This is a genomic window from Bradyrhizobium sp. USDA3516, assembly GCF_057651995.1.
In genome coordinates this window covers 336,731-360,858 of the sequence record NZ_JBYGYN010000001.1, presented here as the reverse complement: position 1 = coordinate 360,858, position 24,128 = coordinate 336,731, and the positions used below count along the sequence as shown (strand labels likewise).

Annotated in this window: 25 protein-coding genes; 17 read left to right on the top strand and 8 right to left on the bottom strand. The window is 64.9% G+C overall.

Annotation, left to right across the window (positions count from 1 at the left end):
- Positions 1 to 246: 246 nt before the first annotated feature.
- Positions 247 to 1,497 (bottom strand): cyclopropane fatty acid synthase, encoded by a 1,251-nt coding sequence (locus AC24YW_RS01940; RefSeq protein ID WP_487481117.1) that lies wholly within the window; start codon positions 1,495 to 1,497, stop codon positions 247 to 249.
- Between the two features lie 275 nt (positions 1,498 to 1,772).
- Here AC24YW_RS01940 and AC24YW_RS01935 point away from each other — a divergent pair, with 275 nt between their 5' ends.
- The 3 genes from AC24YW_RS01935 to AC24YW_RS01925 all read left to right on the top strand — a co-directional run bounded on the left by AC24YW_RS01935 (position 1,773) and on the right by AC24YW_RS01925 (position 3,805).
- Complete coding sequence (locus tag AC24YW_RS01935; protein WP_487481116.1) at positions 1,773 to 2,618, top strand: hypothetical protein; 846 nt, start codon at positions 1,773 to 1,775, stop codon at positions 2,616 to 2,618.
- A gap of 111 nt (positions 2,619 to 2,729) precedes the next feature.
- Complete coding sequence (locus AC24YW_RS01930) at positions 2,730 to 3,326, top strand: TetR/AcrR family transcriptional regulator (RefSeq protein WP_487481115.1); 597 nt, start codon at positions 2,730 to 2,732, stop codon at positions 3,324 to 3,326.
- 11 nt (positions 3,327 to 3,337) lie between these two features.
- Positions 3,338 to 3,805: a PaaI family thioesterase gene (locus AC24YW_RS01925; protein ID WP_487481114.1), complete on the top strand. Its 468-nt coding sequence runs from the start codon at positions 3,338 to 3,340 to the stop codon at positions 3,803 to 3,805.
- 111 nt (positions 3,806 to 3,916) lie between these two features.
- Here the strand turns inward: AC24YW_RS01925 and rplI are convergent, their stop codons facing one another.
- The 4 genes from rplI to rpsF form a co-directional block, all read right to left on the bottom strand.
- Positions 3,917 to 4,516 (bottom strand): 50S ribosomal protein L9, encoded by a 600-nt coding sequence (rplI, locus tag AC24YW_RS01920; protein ID WP_487481113.1) that lies wholly within the window; start codon positions 4,514 to 4,516, stop codon positions 3,917 to 3,919.
- A 50-nt stretch (positions 4,517 to 4,566) separates the two neighbouring features.
- A complete protein-coding gene (locus tag AC24YW_RS01915) occupies positions 4,567 to 5,544 on the bottom strand; it encodes a DUF2232 domain-containing protein (RefSeq protein WP_487481112.1) in 978 nt (325 codons plus the stop codon).
- Positions 5,545 to 5,677: 133 nt separating this feature from the next.
- Positions 5,678 to 5,917, bottom strand: coding sequence for a 30S ribosomal protein S18 (rpsR, locus tag AC24YW_RS01910; protein WP_007592020.1), 240 nt, complete (start codon positions 5,915 to 5,917; stop codon positions 5,678 to 5,680).
- Between the two features lie 5 nt (positions 5,918 to 5,922).
- Positions 5,923 to 6,390, bottom strand: a complete 468-nt coding sequence (gene rpsF / locus AC24YW_RS01905) for a 30S ribosomal protein S6 (RefSeq protein WP_025035823.1) — start codon at positions 6,388 to 6,390, stop codon at positions 5,923 to 5,925.
- A gap of 331 nt (positions 6,391 to 6,721) precedes the next feature.
- Between rpsF and AC24YW_RS01900 the strand changes: the two genes are divergently transcribed.
- The 9 genes from AC24YW_RS01900 (at position 6,722) to gmk (ending at position 15,395) form a co-directional block, all read left to right on the top strand.
- Positions 6,722 to 7,426, top strand: a complete 705-nt coding sequence (locus AC24YW_RS01900) for a TetR/AcrR family transcriptional regulator C-terminal domain-containing protein (protein WP_487481111.1) — start codon at positions 6,722 to 6,724, stop codon at positions 7,424 to 7,426.
- 3 nt (positions 7,427 to 7,429) lie between these two features.
- Positions 7,430 to 8,455, top strand: a complete 1,026-nt coding sequence (locus AC24YW_RS01895; RefSeq protein WP_487481110.1) for a fatty acid desaturase family protein — start codon at positions 7,430 to 7,432, stop codon at positions 8,453 to 8,455.
- Positions 8,456 to 8,672: 217 nt separating this feature from the next.
- A complete protein-coding gene (gene fabD / locus AC24YW_RS01890) occupies positions 8,673 to 9,632 on the top strand; it encodes an ACP S-malonyltransferase (protein WP_487481109.1) in 960 nt (319 codons plus the stop codon).
- 12 nt (positions 9,633 to 9,644) lie between these two features.
- On the top strand, positions 9,645 to 10,382 hold the full coding sequence (gene fabG / locus AC24YW_RS01885; RefSeq protein WP_025035827.1) for a 3-oxoacyl-[acyl-carrier-protein] reductase: 738 nt from the start codon (positions 9,645 to 9,647) through the stop codon (positions 10,380 to 10,382).
- Positions 10,383 to 10,689: 307 nt separating this feature from the next.
- Positions 10,690 to 10,929: an acyl carrier protein gene (locus AC24YW_RS01880; protein ID WP_008551805.1), complete on the top strand. Its 240-nt coding sequence runs from the start codon at positions 10,690 to 10,692 to the stop codon at positions 10,927 to 10,929.
- A 108-nt stretch (positions 10,930 to 11,037) separates the two neighbouring features.
- Positions 11,038 to 12,303, top strand: coding sequence for a beta-ketoacyl-ACP synthase II (gene fabF / locus AC24YW_RS01875; RefSeq protein ID WP_487481108.1), 1,266 nt, complete (start codon positions 11,038 to 11,040; stop codon positions 12,301 to 12,303).
- Between the two features lie 126 nt (positions 12,304 to 12,429).
- Positions 12,430 to 13,713 (top strand): endolytic transglycosylase MltG, encoded by a 1,284-nt coding sequence (gene mltG, locus AC24YW_RS01870; RefSeq protein WP_487481107.1) that lies wholly within the window; start codon positions 12,430 to 12,432, stop codon positions 13,711 to 13,713.
- A gap of 131 nt (positions 13,714 to 13,844) precedes the next feature.
- The gene (locus AC24YW_RS01865; RefSeq protein ID WP_487481106.1) at positions 13,845 to 14,732 is read left to right on the top strand and encodes a YicC/YloC family endoribonuclease; all 888 of its coding nucleotides are present in this window, start codon (positions 13,845 to 13,847) and stop codon (positions 14,730 to 14,732) included.
- Between the two features lie 3 nt (positions 14,733 to 14,735).
- The gene (gene gmk, locus AC24YW_RS01860; RefSeq protein WP_487481105.1) at positions 14,736 to 15,395 is read left to right on the top strand and encodes a guanylate kinase; all 660 of its coding nucleotides are present in this window, start codon (positions 14,736 to 14,738) and stop codon (positions 15,393 to 15,395) included.
- On the opposite strand, the gene AC24YW_RS01855 is transcribed toward gmk, so the two are convergent.
- The 3 genes from AC24YW_RS01855 to AC24YW_RS01845 form a co-directional block, all read right to left on the bottom strand.
- Positions 15,328 to 16,563 carry a hypothetical protein gene (locus tag AC24YW_RS01855; RefSeq protein ID WP_487481104.1) on the bottom strand — a complete coding sequence of 412 codons (1,236 nt, stop codon included), beginning with the start codon at positions 16,561 to 16,563 and terminating at the stop codon, positions 15,328 to 15,330. The genes gmk and AC24YW_RS01855 overlap by 68 nt on opposite strands.
- Positions 16,564 to 16,694: 131 nt before the next feature.
- Complete coding sequence (locus AC24YW_RS01850; protein WP_487481103.1) at positions 16,695 to 17,192, bottom strand: hypothetical protein; 498 nt, start codon at positions 17,190 to 17,192, stop codon at positions 16,695 to 16,697.
- Between the two features lie 26 nt (positions 17,193 to 17,218).
- Entirely contained in the window at positions 17,219 to 18,562 is a 1,344-nt protein-coding gene (locus tag AC24YW_RS01845; protein ID WP_487481102.1) for a caspase family protein, read from the bottom strand.
- Positions 18,563 to 18,935: 373 nt separating this feature from the next.
- Between AC24YW_RS01845 and AC24YW_RS01840 the strand changes: the two genes are divergently transcribed.
- The 5 genes from AC24YW_RS01840 (at position 18,936) to AC24YW_RS01820 (ending at position 24,127) form a co-directional block, all read left to right on the top strand.
- Positions 18,936 to 19,547, top strand: coding sequence for a cupin (locus AC24YW_RS01840; RefSeq protein ID WP_487481101.1), 612 nt, complete (start codon positions 18,936 to 18,938; stop codon positions 19,545 to 19,547).
- A gap of 609 nt (positions 19,548 to 20,156) precedes the next feature.
- Positions 20,157 to 20,636, top strand: coding sequence for a toxin-activating lysine-acyltransferase (locus tag AC24YW_RS01835; RefSeq protein WP_487481100.1), 480 nt, complete (start codon positions 20,157 to 20,159; stop codon positions 20,634 to 20,636).
- A gap of 865 nt (positions 20,637 to 21,501) precedes the next feature.
- Complete coding sequence (locus AC24YW_RS01830; protein WP_487481099.1) at positions 21,502 to 22,059, top strand: hypothetical protein; 558 nt, start codon at positions 21,502 to 21,504, stop codon at positions 22,057 to 22,059.
- A gap of 532 nt (positions 22,060 to 22,591) precedes the next feature.
- Positions 22,592 to 23,587 carry a hypothetical protein gene (locus AC24YW_RS01825; RefSeq protein ID WP_487481098.1) on the top strand — a complete coding sequence of 332 codons (996 nt, stop codon included), beginning with the start codon at positions 22,592 to 22,594 and terminating at the stop codon, positions 23,585 to 23,587.
- Positions 23,588 to 23,677: 90 nt separating this feature from the next.
- Positions 23,678 to 24,127: a toxin-activating lysine-acyltransferase gene (locus tag AC24YW_RS01820; protein ID WP_487481097.1), complete on the top strand. Its 450-nt coding sequence runs from the start codon at positions 23,678 to 23,680 to the stop codon at positions 24,125 to 24,127.
- Position 24,128: the final 1 nt, after the last annotated feature.

Sequence of the window (24,128 nt, the reverse complement as noted above, 5' to 3'; positions counted from 1 at the left end):
TTCCCGGCCGACAGGGATACGAGGCGAGCGATGCAGCCAGAATGGCAGCACCAGAATTGGCGACGCGAGGCAGGCAGCCGTCTGTGGCTGTCGGGGTTGATCGCGGCCATGAAGCACGCCGAGCAGCCTGAGGTCCGCCGCCAGCCGGTCGCACCCGAAATCCTGCTACAATTTCAGGCGCAATTGGCGTTAACGGCGTCTTTCCGGACGTCCGGGATTTCGACCCTGCGTCACTAAGATCCGGACCTATTCACCAGCCAGCTTGAGCCTCGGCATGGCCGCGCCTTCCCGGGCCCGCAGCCGGGCTTCCTCGCGCGGGATATAGTCGCGGGTCATCGGCACTACGCCTTGGCGGCGGGTGAGCTGGATCTGGAAGTTCATCATGGCTTGCTTGCGGAACGTCATCTCGCAGGCCGCGAGGTAAAATTCCCACATCAAGGCGAAGCGCTCGTCGTAGAGCTGCACGGCTTCCTCGCGCCGCGCCATGAACCGCTCCCGCCAGGCCTTCAGCGTCTCGGCATAGTGCAGGCGCAGAATCTCGATGTCGCAGACCAGCAGGCCCGCGCGCTCGATCGCCGGCAACACCTCCGAGAGGGCCGGGATGTAGCCGCCGGGGAAGATGTATTTGGCGATCCAGGGATTGGTCGAATCCGGGCCCTGCGAACGGCCGATCGAATGCAGCAGCATGACGCCGTCTTCCTTCAGCAGCTCGGCGCAGCGCTGGAAGTAGGCGTCATAGAACCCTGCCCCGACATGCTCGAACATGCCGACGGAGACGATGCGGTCGAACGTACCTTCGACGTCGCGATAATCCTGGAGCTGGAATCTGGCCGAGCCCCTCAGGCCCTTTTCGGCGGCGCGCGCATTAGCGACCTGCAACTGCTCGGTCGACAGCGTGATCCCGGTGACGTCGGCACCCGCGAACTCGGCGAGATAGAGCCCGAGGCCACCCCAGCCGGAGCCGATGTCGAGGACGCGCTGGCCATTGCTGACGAGAAGCTTCGCCGCGATGTGCCGCTTCTTGGCAAGTTGCGCGTCGTCCAGCGACATCTCGGGCGTTTCGAAATAGGCGCAGCTATATTGCTTGTCGGCATCGAGAAACAGCGAATAGAGCCGGCCGTCGAGATCGTAGTGATGAGCAACGTTTTGACGGGAGCGCGGGCGGGGATTGAACTGCTTGAGGTGCCGCGTCAGGTAGCGCAGGTGCCACCACGGCTTGGCCCACTGCGGCAATAGGTCGGGTTGATCGAGCAGGATCGCGAGGGCATCAGCTATGGTGCCGCGCTCGACCACGAATTCGCCGTTCATGTAAGCCTCGCCCAGCCCCAGCTCGGGATTGACGAGGACCCTCCGCTCGGCGTCCGCGCTGACGAAGCGGACCGCGACCGGCTCGCCGGAGCCGTCGCCGACGGTGAACTTCGAGCCGCTCGCGCTGGTCACCGTCAACGATCCGCGGCGGATGAATTGGGACAGGAAACGACGCAACAAACGGTCCATCGGCAATCCTCTCGAGCGAACCCGAAAGATGCGACTACCCGGCCTTCGCATCTGACGCCCAGGCGCCGCAGCGGTTCCTATGCGTTTGCATTCAAATCTAGCGAGCCGATTCCGGCTACGCTATTGCACTGTATTCAAAGTAGATATTCGAAAACCGCTTAATCACATCCTTGCGCGCGGACCTGCTTCCATTCGCGGCTCAATCGGTTAAAAGGTGACCGCCGCCGCGCCGGATGCCGGCTGCATTCGCAGTAAATTCAACGGAGATGATGGGAATGTCGAGCCGAGCGCTCAGCCTCGCGACGGTGTTGCTCCTGATTGGCTTCGGTGCGGCCGATTCCGTTCTTGCGCAGGCGACGAACCTCGAAGCCGGCAAGACCCCGTCGCAGCTGTTCTCTCAGACCTGCAATGCCTGCCACAAGAGCCCGCGCGGGCTGCTGAAGTCGGTCTCGCCCGGCTCGCTGCCGGGTTTCCTGCGCCAGCACTACACGACAAGCTCGGACATGGCGGGCGTCCTCTCCGCCTATCTGATCTCGAACGGTGCCACCGACACCCGCTACCAGGCCAAGGACGCCAAGAAGGACGGCGCTTCGCCAGAGCAGGGCCGACGTCCGCGCGCGCAGGAGGGCGTCAGGCCCGAGGGCGAGGCCGCCACTCCGGCTGCTGAGGGGACGCGCCAGAAGCGTGCCGCACGGCCGGCCGAGGAGGGCGCCAAGCCGGAGGGAGAGGCTACGCCCGAGGCACGCAAAGGCAAGCGGCGCGCCAAGCCCGGGACGGAGGAAGCCCCGAAGGTCGATCCCGCGACGCCGGCGACCGAGGACAAGAAGACCGAACCGAAGCCGGACGCCGTCAAGCCCGACAGTGCCAAGGTCGAGCCGCGCAGCAGCGAGACGCCGGCGCTGCGGTCCGATCCGGTCCCACAGGTGACGCCGGCAGCTCCAGCCGCGGCCAAGCCCGCTGAGCCGGCCGCGCCCAAGCCGGTGGAAGAGGCTGCTCCGAAGCCTGCGGAGCCGGCGCCCGCGGCCAAGCCGCAGGAACCGGCGCCGCCCGCGACTGCTGCAGTTCCGCCGCCGGCCCCGCCCGCGTCCTCCGGTCCGCCGGCGCCGCCGATCTCGCGCTAAGTCACCGGGATTTTCGATCGACGATGCAAAAGGCCGCGCCCATCCGCGGCCTTTGCATCGTCTTGACCGTCATTAGAGTAGTGCTCTAGAGTAATGCTCTAGGAGGCGACCATGACGGCGTCCGTGCGAGAGGATTTGTTGGCTGCCGGCCTTGCCGTGTTCGACCGCCTCGGCTTCGAAGCCGCGACGGTGGCCGCGATCCGCACCCGCGCGCGAGCCTCCAATGGCAGCTTCTTCCACGCCTTCGGCTCGAAGAAGGAGCTCGCCGGTGCGTTGTTTCTGGAGGTCTTGCGGCATTATCACGCCGCGATACTGGCCGCGCTCGATCCGCTCCCTGACGCCGAGCAGGGCATCGATCGCCTGATCCGGGCGCATCTCGACTGGGTCGTGACCAGCCGGCGCGAGGCGCGCTACCTCTTCGAGATCTCGCGCAGCGAGTGGGGCGAGGACTTCCGCGACGCGCAGCGGGCGCAGAATGCGCGGCTTGCCGAAGGCATCGAGCGCTGGCGCGCGCCGCTGGTCGCAAGCGGCGAGCTTCTGCCGATGACGCCGGTGATGTTCGTCAGCCAGCTGATCGGTCCGGCGCAGATCTTCTGCCGCGCTTTCCTGTCGGGTCGTGAGCGCACCGATCCACGCATCGAGGCGGATACGCTGATCGCCTGTGCCAAGCGTGCGTTGAGGCCGTTCGATCGCATCAACAAGCAATGAGGGAGAGACGCATGCGGGCCGACGCTGATCCGGAATTTGCGCCCATTGCCGAACGCATCCACGCCAATGTCGGCCGACAGGGTTTCATGAGCCTGGTCGGCGCCGAGGTGTCCGAATTGTCGCGCGGCACCTGCACCATCGCCGTGGAGCGCCGGCCGGAGCTGTTGCAGCAGCACGGCTTCTTCCACGGCGGCGTCACCGCCTTCCTGGTCGACAACGCCACCACGATCGCAGCCGCCACGTCGCGCGGTCAGCCGGCGCTGACGGCGGAATATAAGCTCAATCTGTTGTCGCCCGCGGTCGGCGAGAAGCTGATCTGCCGCGCCCGGGTGATCAAGCCGGGGCGCCAGGTCGCGGTGGTCGCCGCCGACGTATTCTGCGTCAGCGACGGCGTCGAGAAGCATACCGCAACCGCGCTGGCCTCGATCGCGATGCTGAGCGAGGACGTCGCTGCGAAAACGAAAAGCCCGGCCGCGTGAGGCAGCCGGGCTCGGTTGTTTCTTCGTCATTGCCGGGCTTGACCCGGCATCCATCACGAAAGCTTCTTTGACGATGGATGCGGGTCAAGCCCGCGCATGACGAGTTGTGGCTTACTTCTCTTCCGCAGCCGGCGCCGGCGCGACGTCGTCGTGTTCGGCTTCCGGATCGAAGAACTCGCCGGCGGCGGCGATCGCCTCGGCGGCCGCGTCGCGATCCTCGTTGCGGGTCGAGATGTCCTCGCCGCGGTTGATGCGCTCGGCCTCGTCCTGGCTGCGGGCGACCGTCACGGTGATCTCGACCTCGACCTCGGGGTGAACGGCAACGGTGACCGTGTGCTTGCCGATGGTCTTGATCGGCGCGTCGAGCTGCACCTGCGGGCGGTCGAGATGGACGCCGTCGGCTTCGAATGCCATGACGATGTCGCGCACCGTGACCGAGCCGAACAGCTGGCCGGCTTCGGAGGCCTGGCGGATCACGACGATGTTCTTGCCCTCGATCTTCTCGGCGATCTTGGACGCTTCGGCCTTCGAGGCGAGGTTGCGCGCTTCGAGCTCCGCCTTCATGCCGTCATACTTGGCCCGGTTGTCGGCGGTGGCGCGCAGCGCCTTGCCGCGCTTGAGCAGGAAATTGCGGGCGTAGCCGTCGCGAACCTTCACGACTTCGCCCATCTGGCCGAGCTTGTTGACGCGTTCCAGCAAAATGACTTCCATATTCGTTCTCCTCTTGAAGTGCTCTCTCAGGTTTCAGTTTCGGGTTGAACTCAAGGTGTAGGCAGTGGCGGCGGCTGCCGGCTGCGCAGGAAGCGTTCGCGCAAGCCGAACAAGGCATCCGCAAGCCCGAGGATCACCATCGCGACGACGGGCCATCCGAACACGACGACGGCGGCGTAGGTCGAGCCGAGCCAGAACGTGCGGCCGTTCAGCGCCAGCGTCAGCGTGTGCAATACGGCGAAACCGGCCAGCGCATAGGCCATCGTCAGCGCGGCGGTCGCGATCTGCGCCACGATGCCAAGCAGCCCCCCGGTGAAACAGAAGGCGATGGAGATGCACAGCGCCACCAGCGTCATCTGCGGAAGCTCGGTGGTCTTGAGGTCCGGCCAGGGACGGCGCAGCCGGCCCGACGTCGCGGTCACCTTGGCGCTGAGCCAGAGGTTGAGAGTGAGCGTCATGGTCGCGGCGATCGTGGCGGCGGCGGGCGCGATGCGCACCAGCGCGTCGACGAACTGGCTGGCTTCGCCCGAAGTTTGCGGGTCGGTGGTGCGCAGGAGGCGCGTCAGGCCCCGGCGCAATGTGCCAGTGATGGTCTCCGCGTCGGTCCCGAGCGTGAGCAAAGCGGCCATCGTGGTCAGCGTCGCGAAGCCGGCTATCCAGAGCAGGATGCGGCCGACCGGGTACCACTCGACGTCCGGCTCCGAGGCGGGAGCGGTGCCGGCGGCAGGCGCAGCGCTTCCCACCTGACGCCCGAGCAGGACGAGATGGCCGAGCCACCACGCCGGCAGCGCGACGGTGACGGCGAAGGCGATGCAATAGGGCAGGCCGAACAGGGCGCCGAGGCCGATCGCGGCGGCGATGCCGCCGAAGCTCGCGCAAAGCGGCCCCCAGCCGATCGCGGCGACCATCAGAGGAAGCGGAGCGAGATAGAACAGGACGAGCGAGATCAGCGCGCCCGATTTGATCGAGGCGAACATCAGGGCCGACGCGGCGCCGGCGATCAGGGCGATCAGTGCAAAGGCCATCATCAGCTGTCCCGCTCCCTTCGAGCGGTTAGAGGCGTCGTCTGCCCCAACCATCGGCGACCGGACGACCCGGAAGCCTTATGAGTTCTAGAAGTCGCGACCGGCGGAGCAGCGTCCGCCGGTCGAGTTGGTCGTATCAGCGAATGACGTAGGGCAACAGGCCCAGGAACCGCGCGCGCTTGATGGCGCGGGCGAGCTCACGCTGCTTCTTCGCGGACACCGCGGTGATGCGGCTCGGCACGATCTTGCCGCGCTCGGAGACGTAACGCATCAACAGCTTGGAGTCCTTGTAGTCGATCTTCGGAGCATTGGCGCCCGTGAACGGGCAGCTCTTGCGACGACGGAAAAACGGGCGGCGTGCACCAGCTTCAGCCATGATTCTTACTCCCCATCCGTGGTTTCAGCTTCGTCGCGCGGACGGCGCGGACCGCGATCGCCGCGGAAACCGCCCTCGCGGTCGCCACGGAAGCCGCCTTCGCGCTCGCCGCGGAAGCCGCCGCCGCGGTCGTCACGCTCGCGGTCGCGGTCGGCCTTGCGCATCATCGCGGACGGGCCTTCCTCGAGCTCCTCGACGCGGACGCTGAGATAGCGGATCACGTCCTCGCTGATGCGCTCCTGGCGCTCGATCTCGGCGATCGCCGCGGACGGCGCGTCGATGTTGAGCAGCACGAAGTGCGCCTTGCGGTTCTTGTTCATGCGGTAGGTGAGGGAGCGCACGCCCCAATTCTCGGTCTTGGTGATTTTGCCGCCGAGACCTTCGACGATACCGGTCATCTGCGCAGTCAGCTCTTCGACCTGCTGCGGGCTCGCGTCCTGACGCGCGAGAAAAACATGCTCGTAAAGAGGCATGGTCGTCCTTTCCTCATGTTGGCGCATCGCCCGGCGTCAAACCCTTAAGAGGCCTTCGGAAAGGACTCTGGGATCAAGCTCAGAAGGCGGAAACACGGGACGACGGGCCGACTGGCCCTGCCACACCAAAATCACGAATGATTTGCTGAGACCGTCCGTTCAGCTCCCGGCCGGGGTCTGCGGATCGGCGCCTTATACGGATTTTGGCCGGCTTTGCAAGGTTGGAGGGGCATCTTCAAGCCGACGGGAACAAAACCCATCCTCCAATACCAAGATTCGGCTTGATCTATTTGTTTGTATAACATACAAATAAATCAGCGGAGAGGATCCCATGGCAAAAGCGTCGGCCGATGCGCCGCTCGAAGCGGCAGGCGACCCCAAGCACACCGCGCGCGCAACGCGCTCGGCCGGCCGCAAGATGCGCTCGCTGCTTCTGGATGCGGCGAGCCCGCTGTTTCGGGAGCGGGGGCTTTCCGGTACGGCCATCACCGACATCGCGGCCGCCGCGGACGCGTTCCCGAGCCAGATCACCTATTACTTCCGCACCAAGGAGGCGCTGTTCGTCGAATGCGCCTGCCGCGATCTCTTGTATCTGGCACGCACCACCGAGCAGGCGGCGCTGAAGGCGCGCACGCCCGGGGAATACACCCGCGCGCTGGCCGAGACCGTGACGGCGAGCGATTCGGTCGCGTTCTTCGCCGAGGCGCTGACGTTGACGCGGCGTCGCCAGGATCTCGCGCCACTGGTGGAGCGAACCATCGAGCGCCTGCACAGCGAGGGTACGCGCGCTTATGCGGGGCAGGTCGAGCGGCACAGCTGGCGCTCGCTGCGCGCGCCCGACGAAAGCTCGCGGCGGTTCTGGGCCGTCGCCATCGGCGTCATTCTCGAGGGCTACGCGATGGGCCGCTCGCCCGAGGCGCTCTGCGCCGAGATGCTGCGCGTGCTGGGCGAGCAGGCGAAATCCACTGAAGACGCCGGGCGCCTGCGTCTCGTCGAGGCGCGCGAGGCATCCGACAATTCGAATGGAAAGGGTTAGGCCATGACCGCGCTTCGCATGCGTGCCCGCGATTTCCTGACCGACGATCAATTGGCCGAGATACGTCAGCGCGCGACCTGGAAGGGCGCTGCGCTGATCGCGCACGCCTGGGCGCTGATCATTGCAGCCATCGCGCTGGTCGCGTGGTGGCCCAATCCGCTCACCTATGTCTTCGCCGTCGCCATCATCGGCTCGCGCCAGCTCGGCCTTGCGATCCTGATGCATGACGGCGCACATGGCTGCCTGTCCGCCGACGAGAAAACCAATCTGGCGCTGAGCCAGTGGTTCTGCGCCTATCCGTTGTTTGCGGAGACGCGCAGCTACCGGCGCTACCATCTTCAGCACCATGCGCGTACCCAGCAGGACGACGACCCCGATCTGGTGCTGTCGGCGCCGTTTCCGATCACGGGGCTGAGCTATCGCCGCAAGTTCATCCGCGACATCACCGGGCAGACCGGCTACCAGCAGCGCAAGGCGCAGTTGCTCAACGCGCTCGGGCCAAAGGACTGGTCATGGCGGCGGCGTGCGGCGCACTTCTGGGAGATGCTCGGCCGGCAATGCGTGGTCAACGGGACCATGTTTGCCGCGTGTGCAGCGGCCGGCGTGTGGTGGGCCTATCCGCTGCTCTGGCTGGTGCCGCTCTTGACCTGGATGATGGTCATCACGCGCATCCGCAACATCGCCGAGCACGCCGTCGTCCCCGATAGCAGCGACCCCTTGCGCAACACGCGCACGACGCATGCCAATTTTCTCGAGCGCCTGTTCATCGCGCCGTATTACGTGAACTATCACCTCGAGCATCATCTCTTGTTCTACGTGCCCTGCTACAATTTGCCGAAGGTGCACCGGCTGCTGAGTGCGAGCCGGTACGCGGGCCGCATGGAGGTGCAACCGAGCTACGCTGCGGTCCTGCGGCTGGCCACGGCCAAGCCGAATCGCGAGGATCGGCCGGGGCAAGTCGTGAGCAGTGCGCGCCGCGCCCGGGCAGGCGCGGACGTCGATGCCGACCAGACCGCCGGCGGGTTTTGAGGGGCTCATTCCCCGTTGAATGCCGCTCCCAGTTCCCGTCTCGGCTTGACAGTGCGGCCCCGGACGGTGTCTACGGCCCCCTTTGGAGCATGATCCGGAACCTTGGCCGAGGGACTCTTGGTCCAAGGAACCACGGCCCAAGGAACCACGGCCCAAGGCCGGGCGTAAATCGGCTGCCGGTTCAGAACAGGATCATGCCTGACAGCAGGGAGCGCCGATGACGGCTGCATTCACATTTCCTGGGCAGGGTTCCCAGGCTGTCGGCATGGGCAAGGCCCTGGCCGACGCCTTTCCGGTCGCGCGCGCCGTGTTCGACGAGGTCGATGCCGCGCTCGGCGAGAAGCTGACGGCCATCATCTGGGAAGGTCCGGCCGAAACCCTCCAGCTCACCGAGAACGCCCAGCCGGCGCTGATGGCGGTGTCCATCGCGACCTTGCGCGTGCTCGAGGCCGAGGCTGGTTTTTCCGTGGCGCGAGACGCTGCCTTCGTCGCCGGCCACTCGCTCGGTGAGTATTCGGCGCTGGCGGCCGCCGGCAGCCTGACGGTGTCGGATACCGCGCGTCTGCTTCGCACCCGCGGTCTCGCAATGCAAAAGGCCGTCCCGGTCGGCGCCGGCGCGATGGCCGCGCTGCTCGGTCTCGACTACGAGGCCGCCATCGAGGTCGCGGGCGAGGCGGCACAGGGGCAGGTCTGCCAGGCCGCCAACGACAATGGCGGCGGCCAGGTCGTCGTCTCCGGCGACAAGGCCGCGGTCGATCGCGCCGTCGAGATCGCCAAGGCCAAGGGCGCCAAGCGCGCGATGCTGCTGCCGGTGTCCGCCCCGTTCCATTGCAAGCTGATGCAGCCGGCTGCGGATGCCATGGCGGAGGCGCTGTCGAAGGTGACGATCAAGGCCCCGGCCGCGCCGCTGGTGTCCAACGTGCTGGCGAGCGCCATCACCGATCCCGACGAGATTCGCCGCCGCCTGGTCGAGCAGGTCACCGGAACGGTGCGCTGGCGCGAGTCCGTGGCCTTCATGGCCGGGCAGGGCGTCACGCGCTTCTTCGAGATCGGCGCCGGAAAGGTGCTGACCGGTCTCGTCAAGCGTATCGCGGACGGTGCCGTCGGCATTGCGGTCGGCGGCCCGAACGATATTGCCGCCGCCAAGGATGCATTGGCCGCTGCGAAGCAGGCTTAAGGGAGTCCATCAATGTTCGATCTGACTGGCCGAAAGGCGCTCGTCACCGGCGCGACCGGCGGCATTGGCGGTGCGATTGCGCAGGCGCTACACGCGCAGGGCGCTACCGTCGCCATCTCGGGGACGCGCAAGGAGGTGCTGGATGAGCTCGCCGGCAAGCTCGGCGAGCGCGCCCACGTGCTGCCCTGCAATCTCTCCAAGGCCGACGAGGTCGAGGCGCTGGTGCCCGCTGCGGAAGCGGCGATGGGCCAGGTCGACATTCTCATCGCCAACGCCGGCATCACGCGTGACAATCTCTTCGTGCAGCTTCGCGACGAGGATTGGGACGAGGTCATCAACGTCAATCTGACCGCGACCTTCCGCCTGGCGCGCGCCGCGACCAAGCTGATGATGCGCAAGCGCTTCGGCCGCATCGTCGCCATCACCTCGGTGGTCGGCGTCACCGGCAATCCCGGGCAGGGTAATTATACGGCGTCGAAGGCAGGCCTGATCGGCATGATCAAGACGTTAGGGGCCGAATACGCCAAGCGTGGCGTGACCGCGAACTGCATCGCGCCCGGCTTCATCAAGACGCCGATGACCGATGCGCTCAACGACAAGCAGCGCGAAACGATTCTCACCAAGGTTCCGGCCGCCCGCCTGGGGACACCCGAGGACATCGCGGCGGCCGCCGTCTATCTGAGCTCGAACGAAGCAGCCTACGTCACCGGGCAGACCATTCACGTCAACGGCGGCATGGCCATGATCTGACGTGTCGTGCCGCCCGTCACGGCGGTGCGGCATGCGGCAAACGGCCGTTTCCGGAGCGAAATGAGGCTTGTAGTCAAGGCAATTGAAGTATGATAACCGGACCATCAACGGATGGGCAAAGAACGCCATTGCAGGTTTTTGAAACCCTGTATATTGGCGATGCGGAGCCTTTGGCCGTCGTTCGCCGGGGCCTTCATCGGTTAGGATGGGCCAAATCAAAGTTCGTAAGCGAAGGCAGTCAAACGACCACGACGGCTCGTATCGTCCCGGGGGGTCGGGTCTACAGGGAACAACACGAGGTTAAGCAATGAGTGACATTGGCGAGCGGGTTAAGAAGATCGTGGTCGAACACCTTGGTGTTGAACCCGAGAAGGTTGTCGACAACGCGAGCTTCATCGACGACCTCGGCGCCGACAGTCTGGATACCGTCGAGCTGGTGATGGCGTTCGAAGAGGAATTCGGTTGCGAGATTCCGGACGACGCCGCGGAAACCATTCTCACCGTCGGCGACGCCACGAAGTTTCTCGAGAAGAACGCGAAGAGCTAAGGCTCTTCAATTTCGCGGGGACAACACTGAAACCGGACGGGCCGCTTCGCAGCGGTCAGCCGGTTTCTTGTTATTGGCCGTGATTCTTTCGATGCGGAGTTTTCGGATATGAGGCGGGTTGTCGTCACGGGTCTCGGCATGGTCTCGCCACTCGGCTGTGGCGTCGAGCCGACCTGGAAACGCATCCTCAATGGCGAAAGCGGTGCGCGCAGGATCGAGAGCTTCGATGTCTCCGATCTGCAGACCAAGATCGCCTGCACGGTCGTGCGCGGCGACGGGTCGAACGACAGCTTCAATCCGGACAAATGGATGGAGCCGAAGGACCAGCGCAAGGTCGACGACTTCATCATCTTCGGCATGGCCGCGGCCGGCCAGGCGCTCGAGGACGCCAACTGGCATCCCGAGACCGAAGAGGACAAGTGCGCGACCGGCACCATGATCGGCTCCGGCATCGGCGGCCTCAACGGCATCGCCGACACCGCGATCCTGCTGAAGGAGCGCGGGCCGCGCCGGGTGTCGCCGTTCTTCATTCCTGGCCGCCTGATCAATCTCGCCTCCGGCTACGTCTCGATCGCGCACGGGCTGAAGGGACCGAACCATTCGGTGGTCACGGCGTGCTCGACCGGCGCGCATGCGGTCGGCGATGCCGCCCGCCTGATCGCGCTCGGCGATGCCGACGTGATGGTCGCGGGCGGCGCCGAGTCGCCGATCAGCCGCATCGGCATTGCCGGCTTCAACGCCGCGCGCGCGCTGTCGACCGGTTTCAACGAGACTCCCGAAAAGGCCTCGCGTCCCTACGACAAGGACCGTGACGGCTTCGTGATGGGCGAGGGCGCGGGCGTCCTCGTGCTGGAAGAGCTCGAGCACGCCAGGCGCCGCGGCGCGAGGATCTATGCCGAGGTGATCGGCTATGGTCTGTCGGGCGATGCCTATCACATCACCTCGCCCTCGCCCGACGGCGATGGCGGCTTCCGCAGCATGTCGGCCGCGCTCAAGCGTGCCGGGCTGACGCCGTCCGATCTCGACTACATCAACGCGCACGGGACCTCGACGCCGCTCGGCGACGAGATCGAGCTCGGCGCGGTCGAGCGTCTGCTCGGCAACGCCGCCTCCAAGGTCGCGATGTCCTCGACCAAGTCGTCGACCGGCCATCTGCTCGGCGCGGCCGGTGCGATCGAAGCGATCTTCGCGATTCTGGCGATTCGCGATAATGTCGTGCCGCCGACGATCAATCTCGACAATCCGTCGGTCGAGACCGCGATCGATCTCGTGCCGCACAAGTCGAAGCAGCGTGAGGTCAACGTCGCGTTGTCGAACTCCTTTGGTTTTGGCGGTACCAATGCGTCGGTGATCGTCCGGCGCCTCGTTAGTTAGTTTGTGTTTGAGACGAATCCACCGTTTTGCCGTATTCGGCGATAGTCATGGACGTGGGCGCGTGCGTTTTGGGCAGGGCAAGCGATTGTCGGGCCGCGATTAACCGGCAGGATTCAGGTTGTTTCGATGAGTGAAAGGCCGCCCATTTCACCCCGGAGTCCGCGGGCCGCGCTCGAGCCCGAGCAACTTCCGCCGCCGCCCAAGCGGTCGGACCGCGCGCGCAATCCGTTCGTCGTCGTCGGCAACGCCATCATCACCCTTCTGCTGATCGCCATGCTCGGCGCCGGCGGCGTCTATTATTACGGCCGCCAGGTGCTCGAGGCGCCCGGACCGCTGAAGGAGGACAAGACCGTCAACATCCCGCAGCGTGCGGGCAAGCGCGACATCGCCGAGACGCTGAACCGGGAAGGCGTGACCGACGTCAATCCCTGGGTGTTCATCGCCAGCGTCGCCGCGTTGAAGGCGAGCTCGGACCTCAAGCCGGGTGAGTATTCCTTCCAGAAGAACGCCTCGCTGCGCGACGTCATCGCCACCATCGTCGAGGGCAAGGTGGTGCAGCACGCCGTGACGATTCCCGAAGGCCTGACCTCCGAGCAGATCGTGGCGCGGCTGTCCGACAACGACATCTTCACCGGCAGCGTTCGCGAGCTGCCGCGCGAAGGCACGCTGCTCCCGGAGACCTACAAATTCCCGCGCGGCACGCCGCGCGAGCAGGTGGTCCAGCGCATGCAGCAGGCGCACAAGCGCGTGCTGGCGGAGATCTGGGAGCGCCGCAACCAGGACATTCCGGTCAAGACGCCGGAGCAGCTGGTCACGCTGGCGTCCATCATCGAGAAGGAAACCGGCAAGGCGGACGAGCGCAGCCGCGTCGCCGCGGTGTTCGTCAACCGGCTGAAGCAGCGGATCAAGCTGCAGTCCGATCCGACGATCATCTATGGTCTCGTCGGCGGCAAGGGCACGCTGGGCCGGCCGATCAAGCGCAGCGAGATCACGCAGCCCTCGCCCTACAATACTTATGTGATCGACGGCCTGCCGCCGGGCCCGATCTCCAATCCGGGCCGCGCCTCGCTGGAGGCCGCCGCCAATCCGGCCCGCACCCGCGACCTCTATTTCGTCGCCGATGGCACCGGCGGGCACGCCTTCACCGAAACCTACGACGCGCACCAGAAGAACGTCGCCAAGCTCCGCGCGATGGAGAAGCAGATCCAGAACGACACGGTCGAGCCGCCCGAGGACGCGCAGCCGCCCGCCGTTGCGGCGCCCGGCGCCGCCGACGCGCCGACCGCGACCGCGCCGGCACGGCCCAATCAGCAGAAGAAGTCGCCGGCGGCACGTCCGGCCGGTCCCGCCAATTCTGCCCCGGCCCGCCAGGGCGCGGTGCAGGGCTCGCCGCCGGTGGTCCCGCGCTGAGCCTTGTTGAACACCTTCTTGGCGCAGACCTGCTGGCGGGCATTGCGGATTCCACTTTCCGGCAAAATAGTCTTAAGATTCGCGTGGCTTGATGGCCTGGCGAATTCCGTGTTCCTGGAGAAACTGAACTGATGGCGCTGTCGTCCATGACCGGCTTTGCGAGAAGCCACGGCGCGAGCGGGCCGTACACGTTCGAATGGGAATTGAAGTCGGTCAACGCCAAGGGCTTCGACTTGCGGGTGCGGCTGCCGCAGGGGTTCGACGAGCTCGAGGCCCATGCCAAGAAGCGCGCAAGCGAGCTGCTCTCGCGCGGCACCGTCTACGCCAATCTCAACGTCAAGCGCACCAACGCCGCCGCCACGGTGCGCGTCAACGAGGACGTGCTCAACGCCGTGCTGAAGGCCGCCGCCCTGATCTCGGGAAAGATCGACGCGGTGGCGCCGAGCATCGACGGGTTGCTCGCCATCAAGGGCGTCGTCGAGATCGCCGAACCCGAGGGCGAGGAGGAGGAGGACAAGGCGGCGCGCGCCGCGGCCGCCGAGGCCTTCGACAAGGCGCTCGACGAGCTCGTTGCGATGCGCAAGCGCGAGGGCACTTCGCTCGGGCAGATCCTGATCCAGCGCGTCGACGAGATCGAGCAGCTGGCGAAGAAAGCGGAAGCCGCGCCCGGCCGCAAGCCGGAGGCGATCAAGGCGAAGCTCGCTGAGCAGATCGCGGCGCTGCTCGACACCTCCGACCGTTTCGATTCCGATCGCCTGATGCAGGAGGCGATCCTGATCGCGACCAAAGCCGACATCCGCGAGGAGCTCGATCGCATCGCCTCCCACATCGCGCAGGCGCGCGAGCTGATCGGCAAGGGCGGCCCGATCGGGCGCAAGCTGGATTTCCTGGCGCAGGAGTTTCACCGCGAGGTCAACACCTGCTGCTCGAAGTCGAACGACATCGAGCTGACCAACACCGGCCTCGCCCTGAAGAACGTGGTCGAGCAGTTCCGCGAGCAGGTGCAGAATCTGGAGTGATCGATGACGACGGGCGGTCACGGAACTGACGGTGTCGAGCGGCGCGGATTGATGTTCGTGCTGTCCTCGCCATCAGGCGCGGGCAAGACGACGCTGTCGCGTCTCTTGATCGAACGGATGCCCGGCCTGAAGATGTCGGTCTCGGCGACCACGCGGCCGATGCGCCCGGGCGAGGTCAACGGCAAGGATTACACGTTCGTCGACAAGGCGACCTTCGATGCGATGGTCAGGGCCGACGAACTGCTGGAATGGGCCACGGTGTTCGACAACAGCTACGGCACGCCGCGCGGACCGGTCGAGGCTGCGCTGTCGGCAGGCCAGGACGTGCTGTTCGACATCGACTGGCAGGGGACCCAGCAATTGAAGCAGAAGGCGCGCGCCGACGTCGTCAGCGTTTTCATCCTGCCGCCCTCGGCGGCCGATCTCGAGAAGCGCCTGCACTCGCGCGCGCAGGATTCCGACGAGGTGATCCGCAAGCGCATGAGCCGCGCCAGCGACGAGATGAGTCACTGGGCCGAGTACGATTACATCGTGATCAATCACGCGGTCGACGACGCCTTCGCCGAGGTGCAGTCGATCCTGAAGGCCGAGCGCCTCAAGCGCGAGCGGCGGATTGGCCTCGTAGGCTTCGTGCGAAGTTTGCAAGGTCAGCTTCAGGGCTAGGCTGCGGCAGCTGCGGCCCCTGCTTCGCCAGCCGTTCCAGCATCGCGGTGATCACGTCGACGTCGACGTCGATGGCGTCCGCGACCTGCACATCCTGGCTGCGGCGATCTTCATCCCGGGCAACCGGCTTGTGCTCGGTCTCCTCATCGGTCTTTTTGGCCGCCATGCGCGGCGTCGATGCCGCGATCTCGAACTCTCCGTTGAAGATGTCGGCCTTGTCGAGCTCTGCGGCCTCGTTGCGCATCGCCGCGGATTGGGCCGCGATCCTGCCGATCTCCTCCGTGAAGGCGGCGAGTCGCGCGGTCTGCGGTCGTGCCTCGTCGAAGTCGACCGGGCCCGCCGCTGTGACGGCGTTGGCACCGAGCCAGGGCGCGCGGCTTTCGTCATGGTCCTGCGGCGCCCAAGCGTCCCAATGCGGGCGGCGGTCGGCGGCCTGGACGCGGACGCGCCCGCCCGCGAAGCGGTAGATGACGCTGGCGAGAATGCCGGCGAGCGCCAGCGCACCGCCGATCACGAGCATCAGCATCTGCAGCGAACCGCCGGACTTGTCAGTCGTGCCATCGGCCGCGGGCGGGAGCGGAGCAGGGGATTTTGACGGCTTCGCGATTGGCTGCGCTGCTGCTGCACCCGTGCTCGGCACCGGTTGAGGCGCTGGCGCGGTGGACGCCGTGGAGACTTCGGGCCAGCGCGCGGTCACGGCCGGCTCCTGCGCGTTGGCCTCGGCGACGCCGCTCGGCGGCTGTTGCGCGACCGCGGGCGCATTCGCTGCGGCCGGCGCGGGCGCGGCCATGCTCGGCGTACCCGCTGCGGTACTCGTCTGCGGCGCGATATATTCGGCGCGCGCGTTCTGCACGGCCTGCGGCGGTGCTGCACCCGGCTCGGATGCGTCGGTCGTCGCCTGCGCGGTCTGGGCGGCTTTGCCGCCGGCTGCGCGCAGATACCAGCACTTGCGCTTCGTCGTCCGATCGAGGCGGTAGTACCAATGCTGGCCCTGCGGCGCGGCATCCTTCGGCGAAGCCAGGCAGTCGGGCGCTGCGGCAGCCGTGGCCGGTGGCGTCGGCGCGTTCTGCGATACCGCGGCGAATGGCGCGCCGGCAAGGATGCTGGCGACGAGGGTCGAAATGAACTTTGCGGCGCGGTTGCCCATCCTGGTCTCCCGGTTACGCATGACGCAACTCTCAACGAGCCCCTTCTCGTCAAAGACTTGGGTCGCAATGAGCCGCAAATCCGGAGAGGATGTGGCTTGAATCGGGCCTGCGCGGCATTCGTTCCGCCGCCAAATCGGGCGTCTTCGCGGCGCTATTGCTTCGTGGAACTCCAGGTCCCGCCGCAGCCGTCCGAGCGGCGCCAGGTTCCGGAGCCGCTGCGCGCGCCGAGACGGCCGGCGCTGGTGTAGGTCACGCCATCGCCTTGACCGACGGTGCTGACTGCGCCGCTCGGGCTCACCGTGCCGCTAACGCCCTGGCCGATGATCTTGCCTGAGGAGACCACGACTGCGCCGCTGACCGTGCCGCCGCAGCCGACGCTGGTGACCATCCAGGCACCGTCAAAACCGCCACCTCCGCCGCCGCTTCGCCGCGACGAGCGCGTCTCCTCGGCCGGCTTGCTCCGGCGTGCCGACGGGGCGGGTTCAGCCGAGCGGTCCGACCGCGAGCCCGACAGCGATTTCTCGTCGTTGCCGATCGAGCCGCCGGCGCTGCCGGACTGCGCCAAGGCGGGTGTTAAGGCGGGAGGTGAGGCGACAACGAGGATGAGGACGAAGGCGAGGGCGGTCGCACGGCTGACGGAATCGCGCATGATCAAAAAATCCAAATGACCGGGTATCAGCGGCCGGAGCCGTCGGCACAGACGGATCCGATAATGCGGCAAGCTTTCCCAGCCTTGCCGCATTCGTCAAGCGCGGCGTCCCTGGCGCGCTGCACGCCCGCGCGCTGGACCAGCGACCACGATTTGTCGGAAATGGCGAAGGCGCCGCAGCTCTTGCCGTAGAACGAAAGCTCGATCGGGCATTTGGCGCCGCCGCAATTGCCGCGCGCATCCGCCACCGCCGCGCGCCGCGAGGCGTGATTCCACGACATGCCCCATTTGCTGCTGTCGGGCCCGTAGACGATCGAGCCCCAGGGCCTCAGATCCTCCATCTTGCGCATCCGCAGCAGAAGGCCCTCGGTCGCTTCGCCCGTCGGAGCCATCGCGATGCGCTGCTGGAGTTTGGTGATGGCGCGCGTCATCCCGTCCGGCGTATCGGGATCGAAATTGAGCTCGTAGAGCCGCTCGCTCAGTTCGCTGAGCAGCGCCGCATCGCGCAAGGGGACGCGGTCGGGATCGGCGCGCAGACGCTCCGCAGGCGAGGGATCGGGTTGCATTGCCGCGACCTGCGGCGGCGCAGCTTGCGTCGGCGGTACGAAGTAGAACGTGCCATCGATCGGCGAGGACGACACCCAGGGCTGCTGCGCGCCAGCGGTGGCGCGCTTCACGGCGAGGCCGACCTGGTTGAAGGTCTGAAACACGTCGAGGCCGGCGACCCGGATCGTCGTCGCCAGCGCCTTGGTATAGGGGCTGTGGCCGTCGCTGCCGTCCTGGGCGACGTTGCCGGGTTGGGTCGCATAGGAGATCAGTGTGCCCTCGGGCGCGCGCATCTGTGCGAGGCCGCCGTCGGAGGCACGCAGGCCGCGCGAGCCGAACGGGTTGTTGCGGCAGGCATCGAGGATCACCAAGTTGAGCCGCGTGCCGGAGCCCTGCATCTGGCGCAGGACGAGATTGACGTCGGTCATCTGGAAATCGACATCGGCCTCGCGGGTCGGATTGGCGCCGACCGGCACGAGATAGTTGGAGCCGGCGACCTGCACGCCGTGGCCTGCATAATAGAACAGCGCGACGTCCGCGCCCTGCACCTGACGGCCGAAGCTCTGCACTGCGATGTCCATCGCGCTCTTGTCGAGGTCGAGCTGCGCGCGTCCGCCGACCAGCGTGAAGCCGAGCGCGCCCAGCGTCTCGGCCATCAGGTTCGCATCCTTGGATGGATTGTCGAGCGGGGTGATGTTCTTGTAGGCGGAGTTGCCGACCACGAGCGCGATGCGCTTCTCGGCCGATGCAGGTTGCGCGGCGGCGAGCGTGGCGGCGACCAGTGCTGCCAGCTTCACGACGCGATTGAAAATTCTCGCGCGCATTGAAATTCCCCGAAGCAATGGCGCCAGTCTAACAGCTGGGTGCGCAGGCGAAAAGCGGGGTGACATTCGGTCCGGCACGGTTGCCATACCGCTCGTGTCCCGGACAAGCCGCAACGCATGAGCGTTGCGGTGCAGAGCCGGGACCCAGCGCGCAACCGAGCTCGCAGCGGCATGGGCCCCGGCTCAGCAGCGCACCGCCAAGGGGCGCTGCACTGCGTCCGGGGCAGGAGAGCCGACGCTCTCGCCCGCTCGCAATGACGGCGCCTGTCGCGCCGAGCTGGTCCCCAAGCGTTCTACGTTTCTCGCGAGCGCCGACCCCGCGTCCCGAAACTTCTCGCCTCCGCAGCCGTTGTTTCGCGGCTGAGGAGACGTCATGCCGGTCAAGGATCAGATCAAGAATTTTGCCAAGAAGCTGGTGGAGGAACAGCCCGATGCCGCGACGCTGCGGGGGCTGGTGCGGGCCCGCAAGCCGACCGCCATGCACTTTCGCGACGACGGCATCGTGCCGAACCATCCGCGCTTTCCGGCGCTGCTGTATCGCGGCGCGGTGAAGTTGAACGGTCGGCGCTTTCCGCCCGAGGTCGTCATCGATACGCTGTTCGACACCAACGGCTGGGGCCGGTCGTGGCGCGACACCGTCTACGACTTCGTCCACTATCATTCGCAGATCCATGAAGTGATGGGCGTGGCGCGCGGCACGGCGAGGATCGAATGCGGTGGCATCAAGGGCCGCATCCTGAAGCTGAAAGCGGGCGACGTGCTGGTCCTGCCCGCGGGCACCGGCCACCGGCTGATCGAATCGAGCCGGGATTTCCTGGTCGTCGGCGCCTACCCGCAGGACGGCACCTATGACGAGTGCACCGACACGCGCGAGCGTCCCGATGCGGTCAAGCGCATCGCCAAGGTCCGCAAGCCGAAGACCGATCCCGTGCAGGGGAGCGGCGGGCCGCTGCTCGCCGCGTGGCGGTCCGCTCAGCTCAGATAGTCCGGCGTGAAATCCGCGAGCTGGCGCAGATCGTCGGGCTGGAGCGGCTGTTCTGCCGCCAAGTCTTGCGACGATGCGGCGGCCCGACCGGGCAGGCGCGTCAGCGTTCCGCAAGTCGCGAACGGCCGCCCGCCCTCCACTCGTCATTCCGGGGCGCGCGCAAGCGCGAACCCGGAATCCATTTCACCGCACGACGTGCGGCCCAATGGATTCCGGGCCTGCGTGCTTCCGCACGCATCCCGGAATGACGACGGATGGAGCGAGCTCAGAAGGAGCAGCGGCAATCCCCTCGATGACACCCTTGTGACCATATCCACACGCGAGGCGTGCTCCCGATTCCGGTCCCGATTTTTCCACTTGCCGGTTCCAGGTTGTTTCCTCTAGCGTCACGCGCAGGGGTTGGGAATGGCGGACGAACCATAGGTCGGGAGCACCAGCGCGGCGAGCTTTGCCGCAGATGCTCCATTCATTCCACAACGACAGGGCTGACCAGCGCATCTCGGCCGCGTACTGGCCGTGCTGTGCACGAGGCAACGCGTGCTCTAGACTTCGGCCTTTCTCGGAGAAGCCGATGCCGGACACCGGGAAAAAGACACGTGGATGAAGCGGATGACGAAGACTGGAGCTGCAAAGCGGATCGAAGAGCCGACGCTTGGCGCAGCGGGGCAGGCGAGCGCCGGCCTCGGCGGCCCGCACGCGAACGGTGCCCAAGCCGCGAACGAGTCCGGTGCTTCTGTCGCGGGTACGCAAGCGGCCCCACCGCCCAAGACCGTGTCGCAGGTGCTCGGCGAGATCACCTGGCTGATGACGCAGTCGCCGCGCCACAAGGCGATCCCGCTCGGCGATCTCGAATGGCTGGTGATGCCGGCGATCCTGCTGCAGCAGTTCCGGATCTTCTACAAGGGTGAGCAGCCGGTCGGTGTCGCGTTCTGGGCGCTGGCGGACGAGATCGTCGCAAAGCGGATCGATGCGGGGGACGTGCGGCTGACGCCGGCGGAGTGGAAGAGTGGGGTGCACAGGAAGGTCGTTGACGTGGTTGCGCCGTTTGGGGGCGAGGCGGAGATGTTGGGGCAAGTTGGAGTTCGATGATTGGAGAAATGGACTCGGAGAAAGTGCACGAAGAATGTCTTGTACTTGGGGCAAGTGTCATGATCGACGCTAGTTCGTCGTCCTCCCGCCGTGACAGCTCGTTTCTTGTGCGTCGAGTCACTCCCTATCAGATTCTCCATGCTGCTTTGTTGGCGTGCCTTCTTTGTGCGTCCTCCGTCCACTCAGCCCGTGCGACTAGCTTCCTGTTAGAAGATTTCGTCGAAGCCAACGATGCTACCGTGGGGGCAATCGTGCCTCGGTGGACAGAGGCCTATCCGGGCGCTCGCTTTCTCATCTCCGGCTTTTCGACTCCTTCGGGGACTTGGAAATTTATCCGGGTCGAGAATACGAGCGCTTGCGAAAATGAAACATGTCCAACGCTTGTCGTTCACGAGCGGGTCGAATGGAAGATTCTCATCATGGCGAACAAAAGAGTTGAAGTATCGCATGGCTCTTTGAACGAGAGCGCCACTATCTGCAAGCTGTCCTCCAAGGGCAATTCTGCGATCGTCTTGCGATATTCCGACGACGAAAAGATACTGTCCGTAATTCAATAGCGGGGAGCGAAGTGCCGAGTCCTACATATCGATATGTCACCGTCGATGCGCAGCCCGTGGGATGGGTTGAGCCCTTGCCAAACCCATCGACCTCCCGGAATCCATCGGCGGTTGCCGAAACGATGATGGGTATCGCTTCGCTCCACCCATCCTCAGCGGGGCGAGCAAGCAAGCGGATCATCGATGTGGTTGCGCCTTTCGGGGGCGAGGCGGAGATACGAAGGGAGTTCGATAAACCATGAGCTTCCTTCAAGTTTGAAATTTGGTGAACGATCGTGGATTGCATTGCGGCCTCGGTGCTTGAGGGAATGAAGCAGTTGCGCCTGCTCAGTATTGTCTTCCTCGTTCTCTTTCTTTCAGTGAAGCTCTGCGTCGCGGCAGACGATGCCACTCTGATCAAGAAAGCCCAGTCTGCGCTACGGAATGGTGATTGTGAGGCAACGTGGAATATTCTTTGGCCATTGGCTGAGGGCGGGAGCGCTGAAGCCAGATATTATCTGTATGGAGCAGTTACATCCAGGCTCATTCCCCCGGGCATAAGCGGAGACGCCGCCTCTTGGTATCGTCATCTGATGACTCTGGGAGCATATGCTGCGATTGCGCCCAAGAGACAGATCTCGACTGAATTCGCTCCAGCCGAAAAGTTTGCTCGCACCGAGATCCCCGCCGCAATTGAGCAACTGGAGCTCGGGGAAAAGGGCGCGCGTGTCGCGGCTTGCTACAAGCGAGCTTCAAGATTTGACAGCTGCTTGAAGCTCGGAATTTCACTTGGCGTCATTCCGACGTTTGAGCAGTATGTCCAAGAAACGAACAAAGCTGCGGCAGCGATTGGCTCGCCGCCGCGGTGCGCGCCTCGACGCTCTTGATCTGGAGTGATAGCCCGTAGGATAGGTTGAGCCCTTGCGAAACCCATCGACCTTTGCCGAAATCCATCGTCGTTGCCGAAACGATGATGGGTATCGCTTCGCTCCACCCATCCTCAGCGGGGCGAGCAAGCGGATCATCGATGTGGTTGCGCCTTTCGGGGGCGAGAGTGAGATGCGTGAAGATTTGAAATCGCGCTCATGGTAGGGATTCATGACTCACGCAGATCGGACGGTTTTGTACAGAATGTGGCGCGGTATGGCCTGCGGCCACGCCTCCTCGATTGCTCGAACTCACTTTCCTTTCACGGCCCTGAGCAGTCAAATTGGTCGGTCGGCCTGTGTTGCACTTGTTGCTATTTGTCTGTTTGCGGGTCTCATGTCCCCGATCCTTGCTCAGATCATTCCTTCTAGTGAACAAGCATTGTCGTGGACCACTCTATGGACCATTCCTAGAGTGGCGATGCTAGGTCTCACTCAAGCTCCCGACGGAACGATCGTCGTCCTAATCCAGGATAGCGAGAGAGAACGATCTATGCTGGTCGGACCGAGCGCTTCTGGGCCTGGTGTTCGTGTTCCGATTGAGAACTCGAAGCTGCCTATTGTTTCGGGCATTCACGTCGCTGCAGGAACAGAACGCTCGCTGTGGATCGGCGGCACTAAGGATATTCGCAGGTCCATCGGCGGGGCGCCTCGGTCCAACGCGTATATTGCCAAGGTCGGCTCAGACGGACGTACGGTTTGGGATGTGGAGATAGCTCGAGATCGCGAAAACGTAATTCAAGACTTGGCTGTGATGCCTTCTGGCGACATCGCGATCGTAGGTAGGCAGGATGAGGTGACGTGGCTTGCACGAATATCAAGCGATGGGCGAGTCCTATGGGAGAAGACGTTCGGTCTTGGCAAGACAGCTTCGCTTGCTGTGTCCAATGGCACGATCGCAGTGACAGCATTTGAAGCCGTCAGTGGTCAAGTCAGCAATAGCGCCGGTCGCGTCGCCGTCTGGCGGTTCAATAGCGCGGGTGACCTGGTCGACAGTCAGATCGTTCGATCGGATATCGCTCAACGGCCAAGCTCTGCCTGGTTGATCAAGACCGCTTCGGCAGGGAACGCTCTCTATGCTATCTCTGCCTGGACCGAGTTTTGGACCAAGCCGCCATCAGCGAAGCCGCTGAGCGTCGCCAAAATGAATGCAGCGGGTCAAATCCTTTGGCAAAGAGAGTTGCCTGACACCCTGGTGCAGAGTCGTATAGGTCCCGTCCCCTGTCCACGGATAGTGACGAGCTTAGTGGATGGCGGTATTCTTACCTACTGTGTCACCGAGGCGGGGATCATCTTCATTTATCTCGAACCGATCTCGGGCGAAGTAACTCGCGAGCTTCTGCCGATCTCCGCCAAGCCCAGTTGCGATGGAGTGGCCGGAACGAGTCCATTTATCGTTCAACATGGAGAAAGCTCTGTCTGGTTGTTTGGGACTGGCAGAGATTGCAGTTGGCTCCAACAAGTAACGCTGAGGCACATGCGCCATTGACTTGGTACCTGACGCGAAAAAAAGGGTGGGCAGTGTTGGCATTCGATTCTAACGATAAGATTGGCGTCTATTGGTTCAACGTAGGAGGCATTGCTGGAGCCGCTGGGGCACACCACGCCGGGATGTTCTATTCTTTCCTTGAAGCACGCCAACGGCGCTCAAGCCGCCCGCCAGTCCGATGCCGCCGGAGTACAAGCGGCGCCGCCTCTCAAAACCGTGTCTCAGGTGCTCGGCGAGATCATCTGGCTGATGAGGCAGAGCCCGCGCCACAAGGCAATCCCGCTCGGCGACCTCGAATGGCTGGTGATGCCGGCGATCCTGCTGCAGCAGTTCCGGATCTTCTATAAGGGCGAGCAGCCGGTCGGAGTGGCGTTCTGGGCGCTCGCGGACGAGATCGTGGCGAAGCGGATCGATGCGGGGGATGTGCGGCTGACGCCGGCGGAGTGGAGGAGTGGGGCGAGCAGGCGGGTCATCGATGTAGTCGCGCCGTTCGGGGGTGAGGCGGAAATGCGAGGGCAGATCAGCGGGCAACCGGTGTGAC